Annotated in this window: 19 protein-coding genes and 1 pseudogene; 18 read left to right on the top strand and 2 right to left on the bottom strand. The window is 57.5% G+C overall.

Going from position 1 to position 16,982, the window contains the following annotated elements; genetic code table 11:
* The first annotated feature begins 154 nt into the window (after positions 1-154).
* The 15 genes from VCA57_RS03785 (at position 155) to VCA57_RS03715 (ending at position 13,197) form a co-directional block, all read left to right on the top strand.
* Positions 155-562 carry a F0F1 ATP synthase subunit I gene (locus VCA57_RS03785; protein ID WP_411183618.1) on the top strand — a complete coding sequence of 136 codons (408 nt, stop codon included), beginning with the start codon at positions 155-157 and terminating at the stop codon, positions 560-562.
* Positions 563-578: 16 nt separating this feature from the next.
* Positions 579-1,448, top strand: coding sequence for a F0F1 ATP synthase subunit A (gene atpB, locus VCA57_RS03780; protein WP_411183617.1), 870 nt, complete (start codon positions 579-581; stop codon positions 1,446-1,448).
* 113 nt (positions 1,449-1,561) lie between these two features.
* Positions 1,562-1,819, top strand: coding sequence for a F0F1 ATP synthase subunit C (atpE, locus tag VCA57_RS03775; RefSeq protein WP_002555987.1), 258 nt, complete (start codon positions 1,562-1,564; stop codon positions 1,817-1,819).
* Between the two features lie 55 nt (positions 1,820-1,874).
* Positions 1,875-2,345, top strand: a complete 471-nt coding sequence (locus VCA57_RS03770; RefSeq protein WP_090240971.1) for a F0F1 ATP synthase subunit B — start codon at positions 1,875-1,877, stop codon at positions 2,343-2,345.
* A gap of 14 nt (positions 2,346-2,359) precedes the next feature.
* Positions 2,360-2,896 (top strand): F0F1 ATP synthase subunit delta, encoded by a 537-nt coding sequence (locus tag VCA57_RS03765; RefSeq protein WP_411183616.1) that lies wholly within the window; start codon positions 2,360-2,362, stop codon positions 2,894-2,896.
* Between the two features lie 21 nt (positions 2,897-2,917).
* Complete coding sequence (gene atpA, locus VCA57_RS03760) at positions 2,918-4,462, top strand: F0F1 ATP synthase subunit alpha (protein ID WP_411183615.1); 1,545 nt, start codon at positions 2,918-2,920, stop codon at positions 4,460-4,462.
* A 50-nt stretch (positions 4,463-4,512) separates the two neighbouring features.
* Positions 4,513-5,373: a F0F1 ATP synthase subunit gamma gene (gene atpG / locus VCA57_RS03755; protein WP_411183614.1), complete on the top strand. Its 861-nt coding sequence runs from the start codon at positions 4,513-4,515 to the stop codon at positions 5,371-5,373.
* A gap of 30 nt (positions 5,374-5,403) precedes the next feature.
* Entirely contained in the window at positions 5,404-6,780 is a 1,377-nt protein-coding gene (gene atpD, locus VCA57_RS03750; RefSeq protein WP_411183613.1) for a F0F1 ATP synthase subunit beta, read from the top strand.
* Between the two features lie 82 nt (positions 6,781-6,862).
* On the top strand, positions 6,863-7,288 hold the full coding sequence (locus tag VCA57_RS03745; RefSeq protein ID WP_411183612.1) for a F0F1 ATP synthase subunit epsilon: 426 nt from the start codon (positions 6,863-6,865) through the stop codon (positions 7,286-7,288).
* A 136-nt stretch (positions 7,289-7,424) separates the two neighbouring features.
* Positions 7,425-8,783 carry a bifunctional UDP-N-acetylglucosamine diphosphorylase/glucosamine-1-phosphate N-acetyltransferase GlmU gene (gene glmU / locus VCA57_RS03740; protein WP_411183611.1) on the top strand — a complete coding sequence of 453 codons (1,359 nt, stop codon included), beginning with the start codon at positions 7,425-7,427 and terminating at the stop codon, positions 8,781-8,783.
* Positions 8,784-8,867: 84 nt separating this feature from the next.
* Positions 8,868-9,479, top strand: a complete 612-nt coding sequence (locus VCA57_RS03735) for a LysE family transporter (protein WP_411183610.1) — start codon at positions 8,868-8,870, stop codon at positions 9,477-9,479.
* A gap of 73 nt (positions 9,480-9,552) precedes the next feature.
* Positions 9,553-10,320 (top strand): DeoR/GlpR family DNA-binding transcription regulator, encoded by a 768-nt coding sequence (locus tag VCA57_RS03730; protein ID WP_411183609.1) that lies wholly within the window; start codon positions 9,553-9,555, stop codon positions 10,318-10,320.
* A gap of 10 nt (positions 10,321-10,330) precedes the next feature.
* A complete protein-coding gene (gene glmS / locus VCA57_RS03725; RefSeq protein ID WP_411183608.1) occupies positions 10,331-12,166 on the top strand; it encodes a glutamine--fructose-6-phosphate transaminase (isomerizing) in 1,836 nt (611 codons plus the stop codon).
* A gap of 14 nt (positions 12,167-12,180) precedes the next feature.
* Positions 12,181-12,411, top strand: coding sequence for a hypothetical protein (locus VCA57_RS03720; RefSeq protein ID WP_411183607.1), 231 nt, complete (start codon positions 12,181-12,183; stop codon positions 12,409-12,411).
* A gap of 24 nt (positions 12,412-12,435) precedes the next feature.
* The gene (locus VCA57_RS03715) at positions 12,436-13,197 is read left to right on the top strand and encodes a YoaK family protein (protein ID WP_411183606.1); all 762 of its coding nucleotides are present in this window, start codon (positions 12,436-12,438) and stop codon (positions 13,195-13,197) included.
* A gap of 19 nt (positions 13,198-13,216) precedes the next feature.
* Here the strand turns inward: VCA57_RS03715 and VCA57_RS03710 are convergent.
* Both VCA57_RS03710 and VCA57_RS03705 read right to left on the bottom strand, forming a co-directional pair.
* Positions 13,217-13,345 (bottom strand): annotated as a pseudogene (locus VCA57_RS03710) (precorrin-4 C(11)-methyltransferase); the annotation flags it as partial.
* 48 nt (positions 13,346-13,393) lie between these two features.
* Positions 13,394-14,263, bottom strand: coding sequence for a LysR family transcriptional regulator (locus VCA57_RS03705; protein WP_411183605.1), 870 nt, complete (start codon positions 14,261-14,263; stop codon positions 13,394-13,396).
* A 230-nt stretch (positions 14,264-14,493) separates the two neighbouring features.
* Here VCA57_RS03705 and VCA57_RS03700 point away from each other — a divergent pair, with 230 nt between their 5' ends.
* Genes VCA57_RS03700 through catA form a run of 3 tightly spaced genes read left to right on the top strand, consistent with a single transcriptional unit; the run spans position 14,494 to position 16,917 of the window.
* Positions 14,494-15,615: a muconate cycloisomerase family protein gene (locus VCA57_RS03700; protein WP_411183604.1), complete on the top strand. Its 1,122-nt coding sequence runs from the start codon at positions 14,494-14,496 to the stop codon at positions 15,613-15,615.
* Between the two features lie 24 nt (positions 15,616-15,639).
* Positions 15,640-15,930, top strand: a complete 291-nt coding sequence (gene catC / locus VCA57_RS03695) for a muconolactone Delta-isomerase (protein WP_411183603.1) — start codon at positions 15,640-15,642, stop codon at positions 15,928-15,930.
* Positions 15,931-15,987: 57 nt separating this feature from the next.
* Positions 15,988-16,917 carry a catechol 1,2-dioxygenase gene (gene catA, locus VCA57_RS03690; protein WP_411183602.1) on the top strand — a complete coding sequence of 310 codons (930 nt, stop codon included), beginning with the start codon at positions 15,988-15,990 and terminating at the stop codon, positions 16,915-16,917.
* The last annotated feature ends 65 nt before the right edge of the window (positions 16,918-16,982 follow it).

The raw sequence follows: 16,982 nt of genomic DNA, 5'->3' as shown, positions 1-16,982 counted from the left end.
AATTGCACGTGTAGCGAGTAGTCGGAAATCACTACCCAGCAGTTGAATGGGGGGGGAACCACCCCTATACTCTGCGCGCATTTCGTCGGCACAAACTATGCCAAGTTATTGATTCAACGGTGCCGACGCCCGAGTTGAGCTTTCAGGAAACAAGATGGATGTTCGCATGCAAAATCGCCTGCCTTTCCATCGGCTAGCTGTTTTCCCTGTACTGCTGGTGCAACTGCTAGTTCTGCTGCTGTTAGCCTTGTTGTTGTGGCTATGGCTGGGCGCAGTTGCCGGTTACTCAGGGTTGTGTGGTGGTTTGGTTGCGTGGCTACCCAATATGTATTTCGCCCACAAGGCGTTCCGTTTTAGTGGAGCGCGGGCTGCTCAAGCCATCGTCCGGTCTTTTTATGCCGGTGAGGCGGGCAAACTGGTTTTAACGGCAGTGCTGTTTGCACTGACCTTTGCAGGTGTGAAGCCTTTAGAGCCGCTGGCAGTGTTCGGCGTGTTCTTCCTGACCCAACTGGTCAACTGGTTCGCACCGTTGCTGATGAAAAAAAGACTTTCGAGACCTTAAGGCGTTTGAGGCACACATGGCAGAACAAACAGCTTCGGGCTATATCCAGCACCACTTGCAGAACCTGACCTATGGGCAACTGCCGAATGGTGATTGGGGCTTTGCCCACACAGCACAAGAAGCCAAAGAAATGGGTTTTTGGGCATTTCACGTTGATACCCTTGGTTGGTCCGTCGCGTTAGGCCTGCTTTTCGTCTTGTTGTTCCGTATGGCTGCGAAGAAGGCCACCTCCGGTCAACCTGGCGGCCTGCAGAACTTCGTTGAAGTGCTGATCGACTTCGTCGATACCAGCGTGAAAGACAGCTTCCATGGTCGCAGCGCAGTGATTGCACCATTGGCGCTGACTATTTTCGTCTGGGTATTCCTGATGAACGCAGTCGACCTGATTCCGGTCGACTGGATTCCGCAACTGGCGATCATGATCAGCGGCGACTCGCACATTCCGTTCCGTGCCGTCTCTACTACGGACCCGAATGCCACCCTGGGCATGGCCCTGTCGGTGTTTGCGCTGATCATTTTCTACAGCATCAAGGTCAAGGGCATCGGCGGCTTTATCGGCGAACTGACCCTGCACCCGTTTGGTAGCAAGAACCTGTTCGTGCAGGCGCTGCTGATCCCGGTCAACTTCCTGCTGGAATTCGTCACCTTGATCGCCAAGCCGATTTCCCTGGCCTTGCGACTGTTCGGCAACATGTATGCCGGTGAGCTGGTGTTTATTCTGATCGCTGTGATGTTCGGCAGTGGTCTGCTCTGGCTGAGTGCCTTGGGCGTTGCCTTGCAGTGGGCGTGGGCGGTATTCCACATCCTGATCATTACTCTGCAAGCGTTCATCTTCATGATGCTGACCATCGTCTACCTTTCGATGGCGCACGAAGACAACCACTAAGAGCGTCTAGACGCTCATAGTGGGCGCCCGCAAGGGCATAGAAGTACCGGTTTTGCTTTACCGTTTTACCCTTAAAAACCTAAACCAATACGACGTAAAAGTCGGGAGGAAAGATGGAAACTGTAGTTGGTCTGACCGCTATCGCTGTAGCACTGCTGATTGGCCTGGGTGCCCTGGGTACCGCCATTGGTTTCGGCCTGCTGGGCGGCAAGTTCCTGGAAGGCGCTGCGCGTCAGCCGGAAATGGTTCCGATGCTGCAAGTGAAAATGTTCATCGTTGCCGGTCTGCTCGACGCCGTGACCATGATCGGTGTTGGTATCGCACTGTTCTTCACCTTCGCGAACCCCTTCGTTGGTCAACTGGCAGGCTAATCACTCGGTTTTCGAGTGATTGGTTTGATGGACAACGAACGAGCGAGGTGTTGGCGTGAACATTAATGCAACCCTGATTGGCCAGTCCGTTGCCTTCTTCATCTTCGTGCTGTTCTGCATGAAGTACGTGTGGCCTCCGGTCATTACGGCTTTGCAAGAACGTCAGAAGAAGATCGCAGATGGCCTGGACGCAGCTAGCCGTGCAGCTCGTGACCTGGAGTTGGCCCAAGAGAAAGTGGGTCAGCAACTGCGCGAAGCTAAAGGCCAAGCAGCCGAGATCATTGAGCAAGCCAAGAAACGCGGTACCCAGATCGTCGACGAGGCCCGTGAACAGGCTCGTGTCGAAGCTGACCGTGTGAAGGCTCAGGCTCAGGCCGAGATCGAACAGGAAATCAACGGTGTCAAAGACGCGCTGCGTGCCCAATTGGGTAGCCTGGCCGTTAGCGGTGCCGAGAAGATCTTGGGCGCATCTATCGACCAAAACGCGCATGCGGAGCTGGTTTCCAAACTGGCAGCCGAAATTTAAGCGAGGGCGCGATCATGGCAGAACTGACCACGCTGGCCCGACCTTACGCCAAGGCTGCCTTTGAGTATGCTCAGGCCCACCAGCAACTGGCCTCTTGGTCAGCCATGCTCGGCCTGGCTGCAGCGGTGTCGCAAGACGACACCATGCAAAGCTTGCTCAAAGCACCGCGTTTGACGAGTACAGACAAGGCCACCACCTTTGTTGAGGTGTGTGGTGACAAGTTCGACGCCCAGGTACGCAATTTCATTCACATCGCCGCTGAAAACGATCGCCTGGCCCTGTTGCCAGAGATCGTTGAACTGTTCGAGCTGTACAAAGCCGAGCAGGAAAAGTCGATCGACGTGGATGTCACCAGTGCCTTCGCATTGAGCGATGAACAGCAAGACAAACTCGCCAAGGTTCTCAGTGCACGGCTCGGCCGAGAAGTGCGTCTGCACGCCGCGGAGGATGCCGCTCTTATAGGTGGTGTCGTTATCCGCGCCGGCGACCTGGTTATCGATGGCTCAGTTCGCGGCAAAATCGCGAAGCTGGCCGAAGCATTGAAATCTTGAGTTTGAAGGGGCAGCAGAGCTATGCAGCAACTCAATCCTTCCGAAATAAGTGAAATCATCAAGGGGCGTATCGAGAATCTCGATGTCGCCTCTCAAGCCCGTAACGAAGGCACTGTCGTCAGCGTATCTGACGGCATCGTGCGTATTCACGGTCTCGCCGACGTTATGTACGGCGAAATGATCGAGTTCCCGGGCGGTGTCTACGGTATGGCACTGAACCTGGAGCAAGACTCCGTGGGTGCAGTGGTTCTGGGGGCTTATACCTCCCTGGCCGAAGGCATGAGCGCCAAGTGCACTGGCCGCATCCTGGAAGTTCCGGTTGGTCCGGAATTGCTGGGTCGCGTTGTCGACGCACTGGGTAACCCAATTGACGGCAAAGGCCCGCTGAACAACGTCGCTACCGACGATGTTGAGAAGGTTGCGCCGGGCGTGATCTGGCGTAAGTCGGTCGACCAACCGGTGCAAACCGGTTACAAGTCGGTTGATGCCATGATCCCGGTTGGCCGTGGTCAGCGTGAGCTGATCATCGGTGACCGTCAGATCGGTAAAACCGCTCTGGCCATCGACGCCATCATCAACCAGAAGAACAGCGGCATTAAGTGCGTCTACGTTGCCATTGGTCAGAAACAATCGACCATCGCTAACGTGGTTCGCAAGCTGGAAGAAAACGGCGCGTTGGCTAACACCATCGTTGTCGCGGCTTCCGCTTCCGAATCCGCCGCGCTGCAGTTCATTGCACCGTATGCCGGTTGCACAATGGGCGAATACTTCCGCGACCGCGGTGAAGACGCGCTGATCGTGTATGACGATCTGTCCAAGCAAGCAGTGGCTTACCGCCAGATTTCCCTGCTGCTGCGCCGTCCACCAGGCCGTGAAGCCTACCCAGGCGACGTGTTCTATCTCCACAGCCGTCTGCTGGAGCGTGCTTCGCGCGTTTCCGAAGAGTACGTTGAGAAGTTCACCAATGGCGCCGTGACTGGCAAGACCGGTTCCTTGACCGCTCTGCCGATCATCGAAACCCAGGCTGGCGACGTTTCCGCGTTCGTTCCGACCAACGTGATCTCGATCACCGACGGTCAGATCTTCCTGGAATCGGCCATGTTCAACTCGGGTATCCGTCCTGCGGTCAACGCCGGTATTTCGGTATCCCGCGTGGGTGGTGCTGCACAGACCAAGATCATCAAGAAGCTCTCCGGTGGTATCCGTACCGCTCTGGCTCAGTACCGTGAACTGGCAGCATTCGCCCAGTTTGCTTCTGACCTGGACGAAGCCACCCGTAAGCAACTTGAGCATGGTCAGCGCGTTACCGAGCTGATGAAGCAGAAGCAATATGCGCCGATGTCGATTGCCGATATGTCGCTGTCGCTGTATGCCGCTGAGCGTGGTTTCCTGCAGGACATCGAAGTTGCCCAAGTGGGTGCATTCGAACAAGCCCTGATTGCTTACTTCAACCGGGATCACGCCGCTTTGCTGGCGAAGATCAACGAGAAGGGTGACTTCAATGACGACATCGATGGCCAGCTGAAAGCCGGTATCGAGAAGTTCAAGGCCACCCAAACCTGGTAAGCCGCAGCGGGGGCCGCGAGGTCCCCGCTTGCTAACCCGATAGGTGTCAAATGGCAGGCGCAAAAGAGATTCGCAGCAAGATTGCGAGCATCAAAAGCACGCAGAAGATCACCAGCGCCATGGAAAAGGTGGCGGTCAGCAAAATGCGCAGAGCACAAATGCGCATGGCTGCTAGCCGTCCCTACGCGGAGCGTATCCGTCAGGTGATTGGTCATCTGGCCAACGCCAACCCGGAATACCGCCACCCGTTCATGATTGACCGTGCCGTTAAGCGCGTCGGTTATGTGGTGGTGAGTTCGGACCGTGGTCTGTGTGGTGGTCTGAACACCAACCTGTTCAAGGCTCTGGTTAAAGACATGGCGAGCAATCGCGAGCAAGGCGTGGAGATTGATCTCTGCGTGGTTGGCAGCAAAGGTGCGGCGTTCTTCCGCAACTTTGGTGGCAATATCGTTGCTGCGATCAGCCACCTGGGCGAAGAACCATCGATCAATGATCTGATTGGTAGCGTCAAGGTAATGCTCGATGCCTACCTCGAAGGTCGCATCGATCGTTTGTCCGTGGTCTCGAACAAGTTCATCAATACCATGACGCAAAAGCCAACGGTGGAGCAGTTAATTCCGCTAGTGGCCGATCCGGATCAAGATCTCAAGCACCACTGGGATTACCTGTACGAACCCGACGCCAAAGAGCTGCTGGACGGCTTGATGGTGCGTTACGTGGAGTCGCAGGTGTACCAGGCAGTGGTTGAGAACAACGCGGCTGAACAAGCGGCCCGGATGATCGCGATGAAAAACGCCACCGACAACGCTGGCGATATCATCAAAGACCTGCAGTTGGTTTACAACAAAGCACGTCAGGCAGCGATTACCCAGGAAATTTCGGAAATCGTCGGCGGCGCTGCCGCGGTTTAAGCACGGTTCAAATATTCAGAGGAACCAAAGATGAGTAGCGGACGTATCGTTCAAATCATCGGCGCCGTTATCGACGTGGAATTCCCGCGTGATCAAGTGCCGAATGTTTATGAAGCGCTGAAAGTAATCGGCGCCGAAACCACCCTCGAAGTTCAGCAGCAGCTGGGCGACGGCGTGGTACGTACCATTGCGATGGGTTCGACCGAAGGCCTCAAGCGTGGCCTGAATGTCGGCAGCACTGGCGCAGGTATCCAGGTGCCGGTCGGGGTGAAAACCCTGGGCCGGATCATGGACGTGCTGGGCAACCCAATCGACGAAGCTGGCCCGATTGGCGAAGAAGAGCGTTGGGGCATTCACCGTGCCGCGCCTTCCTACGCTGAGCAAGCTGGCTCGAATGAACTGCTGGAAACCGGCATCAAGGTTATCGACCTGGTTTGCCCGTTCGCCAAGGGCGGTAAAGTCGGTCTGTTCGGTGGTGCCGGTGTCGGCAAGACCGTAAACATGATGGAACTGATCCGTAACATCGCCATCGAGCACAGCGGTTATTCCGTGTTCGCCGGTGTGGGTGAGCGTACTCGTGAGGGTAACGACTTCTACCACGAGATGAAGGACTCCAACGTTCTCGACAAGGTAGCTCTGGTTTACGGTCAGATGAACGAGCCACCAGGCAACCGTCTGCGCGTAGCACTGACCGGCCTGACCATGGCCGAGAAGTTCCGTGACGAAGGCCGTGATGTACTGTTCTTTGTGGACAACATCTACCGTTACACCTTGGCCGGTACTGAAGTATCCGCACTGCTGGGCCGTATGCCTTCTGCAGTGGGTTATCAGCCGACCCTGGCCGAAGAAATGGGCGTTCTGCAAGAGCGTATTACTTCGACCAAGACCGGTTCGATCACCTCGATTCAGGCCGTATACGTACCTGCGGACGACTTGACCGACCCAAGCCCGGCGACCACCTTCGCCCACTTGGACGCCACCGTTGTACTGTCCCGTGACATCGCTTCCCTGGGTATCTACCCAGCGGTCGATCCACTTGACTCTACTTCGCGTCAGCTGGACCCGATGGTTATCGGCCAGGAGCATTACGACACCGCTCGCGGCGTTCAGTACGTACTGCAGCGCTACAAAGAGTTGAAGGACATCATCGCGATTCTGGGTATGGACGAACTGTCCGAAGCAGATAAGCAGTTGGTATCCCGTGCTCGTAAGATCCAGCGCTTCCTGTCCCAGCCGTTCTTCGTGGCCGAAGTCTTCACCGGTTCGCCAGGCAAGTACGTCTCCCTGAAGGACACCATCGCCGGCTTCAGCGGCATTCTGAAAGGTGACTACGATCACCTGCCAGAGCAGGCGTTCTACATGGTTGGCAGCATCGAAGAAGCTGTTGAGAAAGCGAAGAAACTGTAATCACCCGTGCGCCCGGTAACGGGCGCTTACGGTCTGTTTGTACAGCTAATGGTGTGCCAATAGATCGATAGTGAGGTTAGACATGGCTATGACAGTCCATTGCGACATCGTCAGCGCAGAAGGCGAGATCTTCTCCGGTCTGGTCGAGATGGTGATTGCGCACGGCAACCTGGGTGATATCGGTATCGCTCCAGGCCACGCGCCGCTGATCACCGACCTCAAACCGGGTCCAATTCGTCTGGTCAAGCTGGGTGGCGAAGCCGAGGTGTTCTACATCTCCGGTGGCTTCCTGGAAGTTCAGCCGAGTGTGGTGAAAGTTCTCGCCGATACCGTGCAGCGTGCTGCCGATATCGATGAAGCTGCTGCTCAGTTGGCCCTCAAGGCCGCTGAGAAAGCCTTGAATGAGCAGGGCGCGGAGTTCGACTACGGTTCCGCTGCCGCTCACTTGGCTGAGGTCGCGGCGCAGCTGCGTACCGTTCAGCAGATGCGCAAGAAGTTCGGCGGTTAATTCCACCGCTTCATCGCAAACGAGTAAAAGGGTAGCCTTGGCTGCCCTTTTTCTTGCCTGTCATTTCATCTTTTCAGTTGGTTGTGTCGTGGACTTATCCACAGGGAACAACCGGCCTAGCCCAGGACCATCTTCTATGTCGCTCGATATCGTCATCCTCGCCGCCGGCCAAGGCACCCGTATGCGCTCGGCCTTGCCCAAGGTTCTGCATCCGGTTGCCGGTAAGTCCATGCTCGGTCATGTGATCGACAGCGCCCGCCAGCTCAAGCCGCAAGGCATTCATGTGGTGATCGGACATGGCGCGGAATTGGTCCGCGAGCGATTGGCTGCGGATGATCTGAATTTCGTGCTGCAGAGTGAACAACTGGGCACCGGTCATGCCGTGGCTCAGTCGCTGCCAGCCCTGACTGCCGAGCGAGTGCTGATTCTCTACGGCGATGTGCCGCTGATTGAAGTCGCCACCCTTGAGCGCTTGCTGGAGCGGGTATCGGAGCAGCAGTTAGGCCTGTTGACGGTCAACCTGAATGACCCAACTGGCTACGGCCGCATCGTTCGTGATGGCAGTGGGGTGGTTAAGGCCATCGTTGAACACAAGGACGCGACGGCTGAGCAGCGCCTGATCAGCGAAGGCAACACTGGCATCCTCGCTGTACCGGGCAAGCGTCTTGCTGACTGGTTGGGCCGCTTATCTAACAGCAATGCTCAGGGCGAGTACTACCTGACGGACGTGATCGCCATGGCTGTGACCGATGGCCTGGTGGTCGCCACCGAGCAGGCGGTCGATGAGATGGAAGTGCTAGGTGCCAACGACCGCATTCAGCTGTCGCAACTGGAACGCCATTACCAATACCGCGCTGCGCGCCGCTTGATGGTGCAAGGCGTGACCCTGATCGACCCAGCGCGTTTTGATCTGCGCGGTGAAGTGACTGTGGGCCGTGATGTCACCATCGATATCAACGTGATTCTCGACGGTAAGGTGGTCATCGAGGACGGCGTACAGATCGGGCCTAATTGCGTGATAAAGAACAGCACGCTGCGCAAAGGCGCAATTATCAAAGCCAACAGCCACCTGGAAGGTGCCGAAGTGGGCGTGGGTGCCGACTGTGGGCCATTCGCGCGACTGCGTCCGGGTTCGGTGTTGGGTGCCAAGGCCCATGTGGGTAACTTCGTTGAGTTGAAGAACGCCAAACTGGGCGAGGGCGCCAAGGCTGGCCACCTGAGCTACCTGGGTGACGCGGAAATTGGTGCGCGCACTAACATCGGTGCTGGCACCATCACCTGCAATTACGACGGGGCAAACAAGTCCAAGACTGTGCTCGGTGAAGACGTGTTTGTCGGTTCAAACAGCGCGCTGGTTGCTCCAGTGACACTCGGTGATCGCGCCACTACCGGTGCCGGCTCGGTAATAACCAGCGATGTACCGGCTAACACCCTAGCCGTCGGCCGCGCCAAGCAGCGCAATATTGAAGGCTGGAAGCGTCCAAGCAAGAAGTGATGAACACTTGGAACGGGCGCTACTTTAATAAAGGTTCTGAGGCTAACTCATCCCAGTTTTGGATCTAGCGAGGAGGATGCAGGAATGTTCGGTGTTACCGATTACGGTGCCTTTGTGCTGGCATTTATCATCCTTTTGGCGATTCCCGGGCCGGGTAACCTGGCCTTGATCCTTTCCACCGGCAAGGGTGGCATTCGCGGTGGCTTGGCTTCGACCTTCGGCATCATCTTCGGCGATCAGGTATTGTTGTGGCTGGCTGTTGCCGGCGTGGCCGCGTTGCTCAAAACCTATCCAGCGGCTTTCCATATGGTGCAATGGTTGGGCGCGGCCTACTTGATCTGGCTAGGTCTACGTATGCTGCTGGCCAAGCCAGGTGCGGCACCAACGTTGGATATAAAACCACGCCGGTACTTGTGGCAGACCTTAGTCATTACGTTGTTCAACCCCAAGGCCATCATCTTTTACATGGCCTTCTTCCCGCTATTCATTGATCCGCAGCGGCACTTGGGGCTGGTTACTTTCGGCTTTATGGCGCTAACCATCATGGTGCTGACCTTTCTCTATGGTCTGCTGATAGTCCTACTTACGCACTTTCTTGCCGAACGTATGCGTGCCAGCCCAAGAATCGCGTGCGGTATGGAAAAGCTTGGAGGCTTGTTTCTGGTGGGATTCGGGGTCAAGTTGACGCTGAACTGATCGACGGTTGCTTGCAGAGACGTCGGCCTTATGTTTTGATTCGCGCCATTATCTTTCGAATCGAAACATAAACATGTCTAAGCGAAACACTCCGCAACGTCGTCACAGCATTCTTGCCCAGCTCGCCGAGCAAGGTGAGGTGAGTGTGGATGAGTTGTCGAAAGCCTTCGCGACCTCTGAAGTGACCATTCGCAAAGACCTCGCCGCACTGGAGAAGAGTGGCCTGTTGCTGCGCCGGTATGGCGGTGCGGTGCCCATGCCGCAGGAGCTGATCAGCGACGTTCAGCCCATCTCGAAATACAAACAGGCCATCGCCCGTGCCGGTGTGGCGCGCATCCGTGAGCATGCACGGATCATCATCGACAGCGGCACCACCACGGCGGCAATGATCCCGCAGCTCGGCCACAAACCTGGCTTGGTGGTGATGACCAACTCGCTCAATGTGGCCCGTGCGATCAGCGAGCTAGAGCACGAGCCGGTGTTGCTGATGACCGGTGGCACCTGGGACCCGCATTCGGAGTCGTTTCAGGGCCAAGTGGCCGAACAAGTGTTGCGCTCCTATGACTTTGACCAGCTATTTATCGGTGCCGATGGCATCGACCTGAGCCGTGGCACCACCACCTTTAACGAATTGCTCGGCCTGTCGCGGGTGATGGCCGAGGTGGCTCGCGAAGTGGTGGTGATGGTCGAGAGCGACAAGATCGGCCGCAAAATTCCCAATCTGGAGCTGCCCTGGAGCAGCATCCATACCCTGATAACTGACGAACGCCTCAGCCTTGAGGCGCGTGAACAATTGACCGAGCGCGGGATCAAGCTGATCTGCGCGCCTGTTGAAGCATAAGGAGAAGGCTATGTGTGGCATCGTAGGTGCAGTCGCCGAACGTAATATCACCGCCGTACTGGTTGAAGGCCTCAAGCGCCTGGAATACCGCGGTTACGACAGCGCCGGCGTGGCGTTGCTTAATGATCAAGGCGTGCTGCAACGTAGCCGCCGTGTAGGGAAGGTCAGTGAGTTGGAAAGCGCCCTGCACCAAGAGCCGTTGGTTGGTCGCTTGGGTATCGCCCACACACGCTGGGCGACCCACGGTGCGCCGAGTGAACGCAATGCTCACCCGCATTTCTCGGGCAGTGATCTGGCCGTGGTGCACAACGGCATCATCGAGAACCACGAAGAATTGCGTGCCCAGCTCCAGGGCCTCGGTTACGTGTTCAGCTCCGACACTGACACCGAAGTGATCGTCCATCTGCTCGATCACAAGCTAAAAACCCAGCCGGACCTCAGCGCTGCCTTGAAGGCAGCCGTCAAGGAGTTGCACGGTGCTTATGGCCTGGCAGTAATCAACGCCAAGCAGCCGGATCGTTTGCTTGCTGCGCGCAGCGGCAGCCCGTTGGTGATTGGTCTGGGCCTTGGCGAGAACTTCCTCGCCTCCGATCAGTTGGCCCTGCGTCAGGTCACCGACCGCTTTATGTACCTGGAAGAGGGCGATATCGCCGAGATCCAGCGCGATAGCGTGCAGATCTGGGATGTTGACGGCCAGCCCGTGGTGCGTGAGAGCGTGCAGTATCACGAGGGCGCAGAAGCCGCCGACAAGGGCGAGTACCGCCATTTTATGCTCAAGGAAATCCACGAGCAGCCTAAGGTCGTGCAGCGCACCCTGGAAGGCCGTTTGGGCAGCGATCACGTGCTGGTCCAGGCGTTCGGCCCGCAGGCTGCCGAGCTGTTCGGCAAAGTGCGCAACGTGCAGATCGTCGCCTGCGGCACCAGCTACCACGCCGGCATGGTCGCCCGTTATTGGCTGGAAGAGCTGGCCGGTATTCCCAGCCAGGTCGAAGTCGCCAGCGAGTTCCGCTACCGCAAGGTGGTGGTGCAGCCGGATACCCTGTTCGTGAGCATTTCCCAGTCCGGTGAAACCGCCGATACCCTGGCCGCATTGCGTAACGGCAAGGCGTTGGGCTATCTGGCCAGCCTGGCGATCTGCAACGTTGGCATCAGCTCGCTGGTGCGTGAATCCGACCTGTGTCTGCTGACCCTGGCCGGCCCGGAAATCGGCGTGGCCTCGACCAAAGCCTTCACCACTCAGTTGGTCGCGCTGATGCTGCTAACCCTGTCCATCGGTCAGGTGCGCGGCACTCTGGATAAAGCCCTTGAAGCCGAGCTGGTAGAGGAGCTGCGCCGCCTGCCGACCCGCCTGGGTGAAGCCCTGGCGATGAATGATGTGGTCGAGAAAGTCTCCGAGCTGTTTGCTGAGAAGCACCACAGCCTATTCCTCGGGCGTGGCGCGCAGTACCCAGTGGCAATGGAAGGTGCGCTCAAACTCAAGGAAATTTCTTACATTCACGCCGAAGCCTACCCGGCCGGCGAGCTTAAACACGGTCCGTTGGCGTTGGTCGACAGCGACATGCCCGTGGTCACCGTGGCACCCAACAACGAGTTGCTGGAAAAACTTAAATCCAACTTGCAGGAAGTGCGCGCCCGTGGCGGTGAGTTGTTGGTATTCGCCGACGAGCAGGCCGGTATGAGCAACGGCGAAGGCACCCACGTGGTGAACATGCCACACATCCACGACGCCCTTGCGCCGATTCTCTACACCATTCCGCTGCAGCTGTTGTCCTACTACGTGGCCGTGCTCAAGGGCACCGACGTAGACCAGCCGCGTAATCTGGCGAAATCGGTAACGGTTGAATAAGCAGGGGCGAGCTGATGCAACGTGAAGATATAAAGAATAAGCAGGCACAGGGTGTCGTCTTTGATACGCATATCATCGTCAACCCGGCCAATACCCGGGAATGGATCGTGATGTTGAAGAAAGACGCAGGCACCAGCTTCTTTCTGGTTGATGACCAGGAGCAGGTGGAGTCCTTCGCCGACCTCAATGACCTGATCGAAGAGTTGCGCCTACTCGGCATCAAAGGCGCAGAGATTCATCTCTAACAGGCTGTATATCAGGGTCACCCAATGCCCATTCGTTATGCGAGAAGTCTGACCGGCCGCACTCGCAGCGCGGCTGCCAACCGGCATCTGGGGTTTACCCTGGCCTTTGTTGCAGGGGCGATCAATGCCGGTGGATTTCTTGCCGTGCAGCAATACACCTCGCACATGACCGGCATTGTCTCGGCCATGGCCGATAACATCGTTCTGGGTGCGTATGAACTGGTGTGGGGTGGCCTCGGCGCGGTGATGTCGTTTCTGCTCGGTGCGGCGTGTTCGACGGTGATGATCAATTACTCACGGCGGCGGCATCTGCACAGCGAATACGCCTTGCCGCTGCTGCTTGAGGCATTGTTGCTGCTGTGTTTCGGCTTTTTGGGCGCGGCAATGGCGCAGATTACCGGCTTGTTTGTACCGCTGACGGTGATGCTGCTGTGTTTCATCATGGGCCTGCAGAACGCACTGATCACCAAGCTTTCCAACGCCGAAATCCGCACCACGCATATCACCGGAATCATCACTGACATCGGCATTGAGCTGGGTAAGCTGTTCTATTGGAATCGCACGCGCGGGCCTGAAATGGCCCGAGTGATAGCCGACCGTCAGCGATTGCGGGTGCTCAGCCTGTTGGCGCTGTACTTCTTCCTCGGTGGGGTGATCGGTGCACTGGGTTTCAGCTACTTGGGATACATCGCCACCGTGCCGCTGGCCTTGCTGTTGGTGTTGCTGGCCAGCGTGCCGGCGCTGGATGACCTGCTGTTACTCGCGCGGCGTGCGCTGCGCCGCTGAAATCGCCAAGTTGGCAACTTCAGGCGTCTGGCGTTCGGAACAGGTGGCGATGCTCGGCGTTGTACAGCGCCGAGTCGGCGAATTGTTCGGCGTGCAGCACGCGGCCGACGAGTATCAGCGCGGTACGGCGAAAGCCTTTGGCGCGGACCTATTTCTCGATGCTGAAGCCAATCTGCGGAGATTCAGGTCCGTGATCTCAGCCCACCTCGCGCACTAATGCTAGGCAACGTCTGAGCAACGGCGAATCATCATCCTTGCGGTAACTGATCACTATCGGCGAGGTTGCCGTGACGTCGAGCAGTGGCGTATAGCCAATATCGTCGCGGTGCAGGCGCTGCACCGAGGCCGGCACCAGGGCGATGCCGATCCCGGCTGCCACCAGGCCGATGGCGGTCTGCATTTCATTGGTCATCTGTGCCACGCGAATCTTCAAGCCATTACGCGCGAACAGCCCGAGCACGTGGTCGGCATAGCTGGGTCTTGGCGTTCCGGGGTAGAGCACGAAGGGTTCAGCCGCCAGATCTTGCAGCGATGCCGGGGCGGCCAACAGGCGATGGCCTGCTGGTAGGGCAGCGACCAGCGGATCTTCACGAATCACCTCCTGCACGATAGCCGGGTCGTCGATGTAGATGCGCCCGAAGCCGATATCGATACGCCCGCGCTTGAGTGCTTCTACCTGCTGCAAGGTGATCAGCTCTGACAGTCCCAGTTCGATGGCCGCTTCGCTGCGCAGCTGACGGATTAACTCCGGGAGCGCGCCATATAGCGTGGACGGGGCGAAGCCGATCCCCAGCCAACGCCGTTGACCCTCGGCGATACGTCGGGTGTCTTCACTGACCCGCCCGAGTTGCTCAAGCAATTGCACGGAGTGTTCGTAAAAGAAACGCCCGGCTTCGGTGAGGCGTAGCGGTCGGCTGCGCTCGATTAACGCTACCCCCAGCTCATCCTCCAGTTGCTGAATCTGTCGACTTAGCGGTGGTTGAGCGATGTGCAAACGTTCAGCCGCACGGGTGAAATTGAGAGTTTCTGCCAGCGCGCGGAAGTAGCGTAAATGGCGAAGCTCCATGATACCTCCAGGGTATGAAATTAGACCGATTCAATATTGGACTGGCTTATTTGCTGAGGTCAATCTGTGGTTCGATAAAAATTAAACCTAAAGGATATGCTCGTGATGACTCGCATCCTTTCCTCTTTTGCTGATTTTTCGCGCCTGGCTGGCCTCGAGAGCGGGGCACCCCAGTGCCTTGGTTCGCTGTTGTGTGCCAGCTGCGCTGACCTGCATATGGATCACCTCCAATGAGCGTTCCCCTGATCGAAAGCCTCGACACTCTAATCGTCGATTTGCCGACCATTCGCCCGCACAAGCTGGCAATGCATACCATGCAGCAGCAGACGCTGGTGATTCTGCGCTTACGTTGCAGCGACGCTATCGAGGGGGTTGGCGAGGCGACCACCATCGGTGGCTTGGCCTATGCCGGGGAAAGCCCGGAGAGCATCAAAACCAACATCGAAAGCTATTTCGCTCCACTGTTGGTTGGCCAGCCGGCCGGCAACATCAATGCCGCGATGCAACGTATTGACCGCTCAATCCGTGGCAATACCTTCGCCAGGTCAGCGGTGGAGACCGCGTTGTTGGATGCCCAGGGCAAGCGTCTGGGGCTACCGGTCGCTGAGCTGCTCGGTGGTCGGGTGCGTGATGGTCTGGAGGTGGCCTGGACGCTGGCCAGCGGTGATACCGCCAAGGACATCGACGAGGCTGAGCGGATGCTTGATCTGCGCCGCCATCGCGTCTTCAAGTTGAAGATCGGTAGCCGTGAGGCAGCTCTGGATATTGCCCATGTGGCGGCTATCAAACGAGCGCTGGGCGACCGTGCCAGTGTCCGGGTGGACGTCAACCAGGCATGGAGTGAAGCCGTTGCTATGCGTGCCTGTCAGGCGCTTGGTGATGCAGGAGTGGACCTGATCGAGCAGCCGATTGCGCGCCAGGACGTGCAAGCCCAGGCCCGCGTCAGCGCCCGCAGCCCAGCACCGATAATGGCTGACGAAGCCATCGAAAGCGTGGCGGACAGCTTCAATCTGGCACGTGCTGGTGCAGCGCCGGTATTTGCCCTGAAGATCGCCAAAAACGGCGGTCCACTTGCCGTGCTGCGCAGTGCCTATATCGCTGAAGCGGCAGGCATCGGCCTGTACGGCGGCACCATGCTTGAAGGCAGCGTCGGCACCTTGGCTTCTGCTCATGCATTCGCCACCTTGGCCAAGTTGGAGTGGCATACCGAACTGTTCGGCCCGCTGCTGCTGACCGAGGACATTCTCGTCGACGTGCCGGTGTACAGCGATTTTGAATTGAAGATACCGACCACACCAGGCCTCGGTGTGACGCTCGATGAAGAAAGACTGAAGCACTTCTGCCGTCGTTAATCCCCTTATAAAAAGGACGTTGCCATGCTGTTCCATGTGCGCATGACCGTAAAACTGCCTACTGACATGCCTGCCGAGCAGGCTAATCGCTTGAAGGCGGATGAAAAACAACTGGCTCAGCGCCTGCAGCGCGAGGGTACTTGGCGACACCTGTGGCGCATCGCCGGGCTGTACGCCAACGTCAGCGTGTTCGATGTGCCTGATGCCCAAGCCCTGCACGACACTTTGATGCAGTTGCCGTTGTACCCCTACATGGAAATCGAGGTCATGGCGCTGTGTCGTCACCCGTCCTCAGTTCATGACGATGATCGTTGATCCGCTCTTTTTGCTCGCATAATCCGTTCAAGACAAAAACAAGATGAGGAGACAGCCATGACCGTACGTATCGCGCAGACCGTGGATGTACAAAAGTTCTTTGAAGAGGCCAGTGGTTTCACTAATGACCAGGGTAACAGCCGTATGAAAGCGGTGGTACACCGTGTACTCAACGACACGGCGAAGATCATTGAAGACCTGCAAATCACCCCGGAAGAATTCTGGAAAGCAGTGAACTATCTCAATGAGCTCGGCAGCCGCCAGGAGGCTGGTCTGCTGGTTGCCGGTCTGGGGGTCGAGCATTATCTTGACATGTTGATGGACGCCGAAGATGAACAGGCCGGTCTAACCGGCGGTACCCCACGCACCATCGAAGGGCCGCTGTATGTCGCCGGCGCGCCGCTGAGCAAGGGCGAAGCACGCCTCGATGATGGCCTGGATACCGCTACACCATTGTTTATGCAGGGGCGTGTGTTCGATACCGACGGTAAACCGCTGGCTGGTGCCATCGTCGACGTGTGGCACGCCAACACGGGCGGCACCTATTCCTACTTCGACCCTACGCAGTCGGAGTTCAACCTGCGCCGCCGGATCGAGACCGACGCCGAGGGCCGCTATCGCTTCCGCAGTATAGTACCGTCCGGCTACGGCTGCCCACCCGATGGTCCTACCCAGCAATTGCTCGACCAGCTCGGCCGCCATGGCCAGCGTCCGGCACACGTGCATTTCTTCATCTCTGCGCCGGGTCATCGTCACCTCACTACCCAGATCAACCTGGATGGCGACAAGTACCTGCACGATGACTTTGCCTACGCTACCCGTGATGAGCTGATCGCCCGAATCGACTTCTTCGACGACGCGGCGCGTGCTAAGGCCCATGGCGTAGATGGGCGCTTTGCCGAAATCGAATTCGATTTCACCCTGCAATCCACCACCGAGCCTAAAGCCCAGCAGCGCCATGAGCGAGTGCGTGCGCTGGAGAGCTGATAAGAAAGAACCCCCTATAGCAACAGGTTTGCTATAGGGGCGCTTGTCAGTACACCAGTGTCTGA

This window comes from Pseudomonas sp. (genome assembly GCF_046581935.1).
Lineage (GTDB): Bacteria > Pseudomonadota > Gammaproteobacteria > Pseudomonadales > Pseudomonadaceae > Aquipseudomonas.
Note: the sequence above shows the minus strand (reverse complement) of the source record. Positions and strands in the feature narration are given on the sequence as shown.

Coding starts and splice junctions, on each gene's coding strand:
- VCA57_RS03785 (WP_411183618.1), top strand. CDS start 155: ATGGATGTTCGCATGCAAAATCGCCTGCCTTTCCATCGGCTAGCTGTT.
- atpB (WP_411183617.1), top strand. CDS start 579: ATGGCAGAACAAACAGCTTCGGGCTATATCCAGCACCACTTGCAGAAC.
- atpE (WP_002555987.1), top strand. CDS start 1,562: ATGGAAACTGTAGTTGGTCTGACCGCTATCGCTGTAGCACTGCTGATT.
- VCA57_RS03765 (WP_411183616.1), top strand. CDS start 2,360: ATGGCAGAACTGACCACGCTGGCCCGACCTTACGCCAAGGCTGCCTTT.
- atpA (WP_411183615.1), top strand. CDS start 2,918: ATGCAGCAACTCAATCCTTCCGAAATAAGTGAAATCATCAAGGGGCGT.
- atpG (WP_411183614.1), top strand. CDS start 4,513: ATGGCAGGCGCAAAAGAGATTCGCAGCAAGATTGCGAGCATCAAAAGC.
- atpD (WP_411183613.1), top strand. CDS start 5,404: ATGAGTAGCGGACGTATCGTTCAAATCATCGGCGCCGTTATCGACGTG.
- VCA57_RS03745 (WP_411183612.1), top strand. CDS start 6,863: ATGGCTATGACAGTCCATTGCGACATCGTCAGCGCAGAAGGCGAGATC.
- glmU (WP_411183611.1), top strand. CDS start 7,425: ATGTCGCTCGATATCGTCATCCTCGCCGCCGGCCAAGGCACCCGTATG.
- VCA57_RS03735 (WP_411183610.1), top strand. CDS start 8,868: ATGTTCGGTGTTACCGATTACGGTGCCTTTGTGCTGGCATTTATCATC.
- VCA57_RS03730 (WP_411183609.1), top strand. CDS start 9,553: ATGTCTAAGCGAAACACTCCGCAACGTCGTCACAGCATTCTTGCCCAG.
- glmS (WP_411183608.1), top strand. CDS start 10,331: ATGTGTGGCATCGTAGGTGCAGTCGCCGAACGTAATATCACCGCCGTA.
- VCA57_RS03720 (WP_411183607.1), top strand. CDS start 12,181: ATGCAACGTGAAGATATAAAGAATAAGCAGGCACAGGGTGTCGTCTTT.
- VCA57_RS03715 (WP_411183606.1), top strand. CDS start 12,436: ATGCCCATTCGTTATGCGAGAAGTCTGACCGGCCGCACTCGCAGCGCG.
- VCA57_RS03705 (WP_411183605.1), bottom strand. CDS start 14,263: ATGGAGCTTCGCCATTTACGCTACTTCCGCGCGCTGGCAGAAACTCTC.
- VCA57_RS03700 (WP_411183604.1), top strand. CDS start 14,494: ATGAGCGTTCCCCTGATCGAAAGCCTCGACACTCTAATCGTCGATTTG.
- catC (WP_411183603.1), top strand. CDS start 15,640: ATGCTGTTCCATGTGCGCATGACCGTAAAACTGCCTACTGACATGCCT.
- catA (WP_411183602.1), top strand. CDS start 15,988: ATGACCGTACGTATCGCGCAGACCGTGGATGTACAAAAGTTCTTTGAA.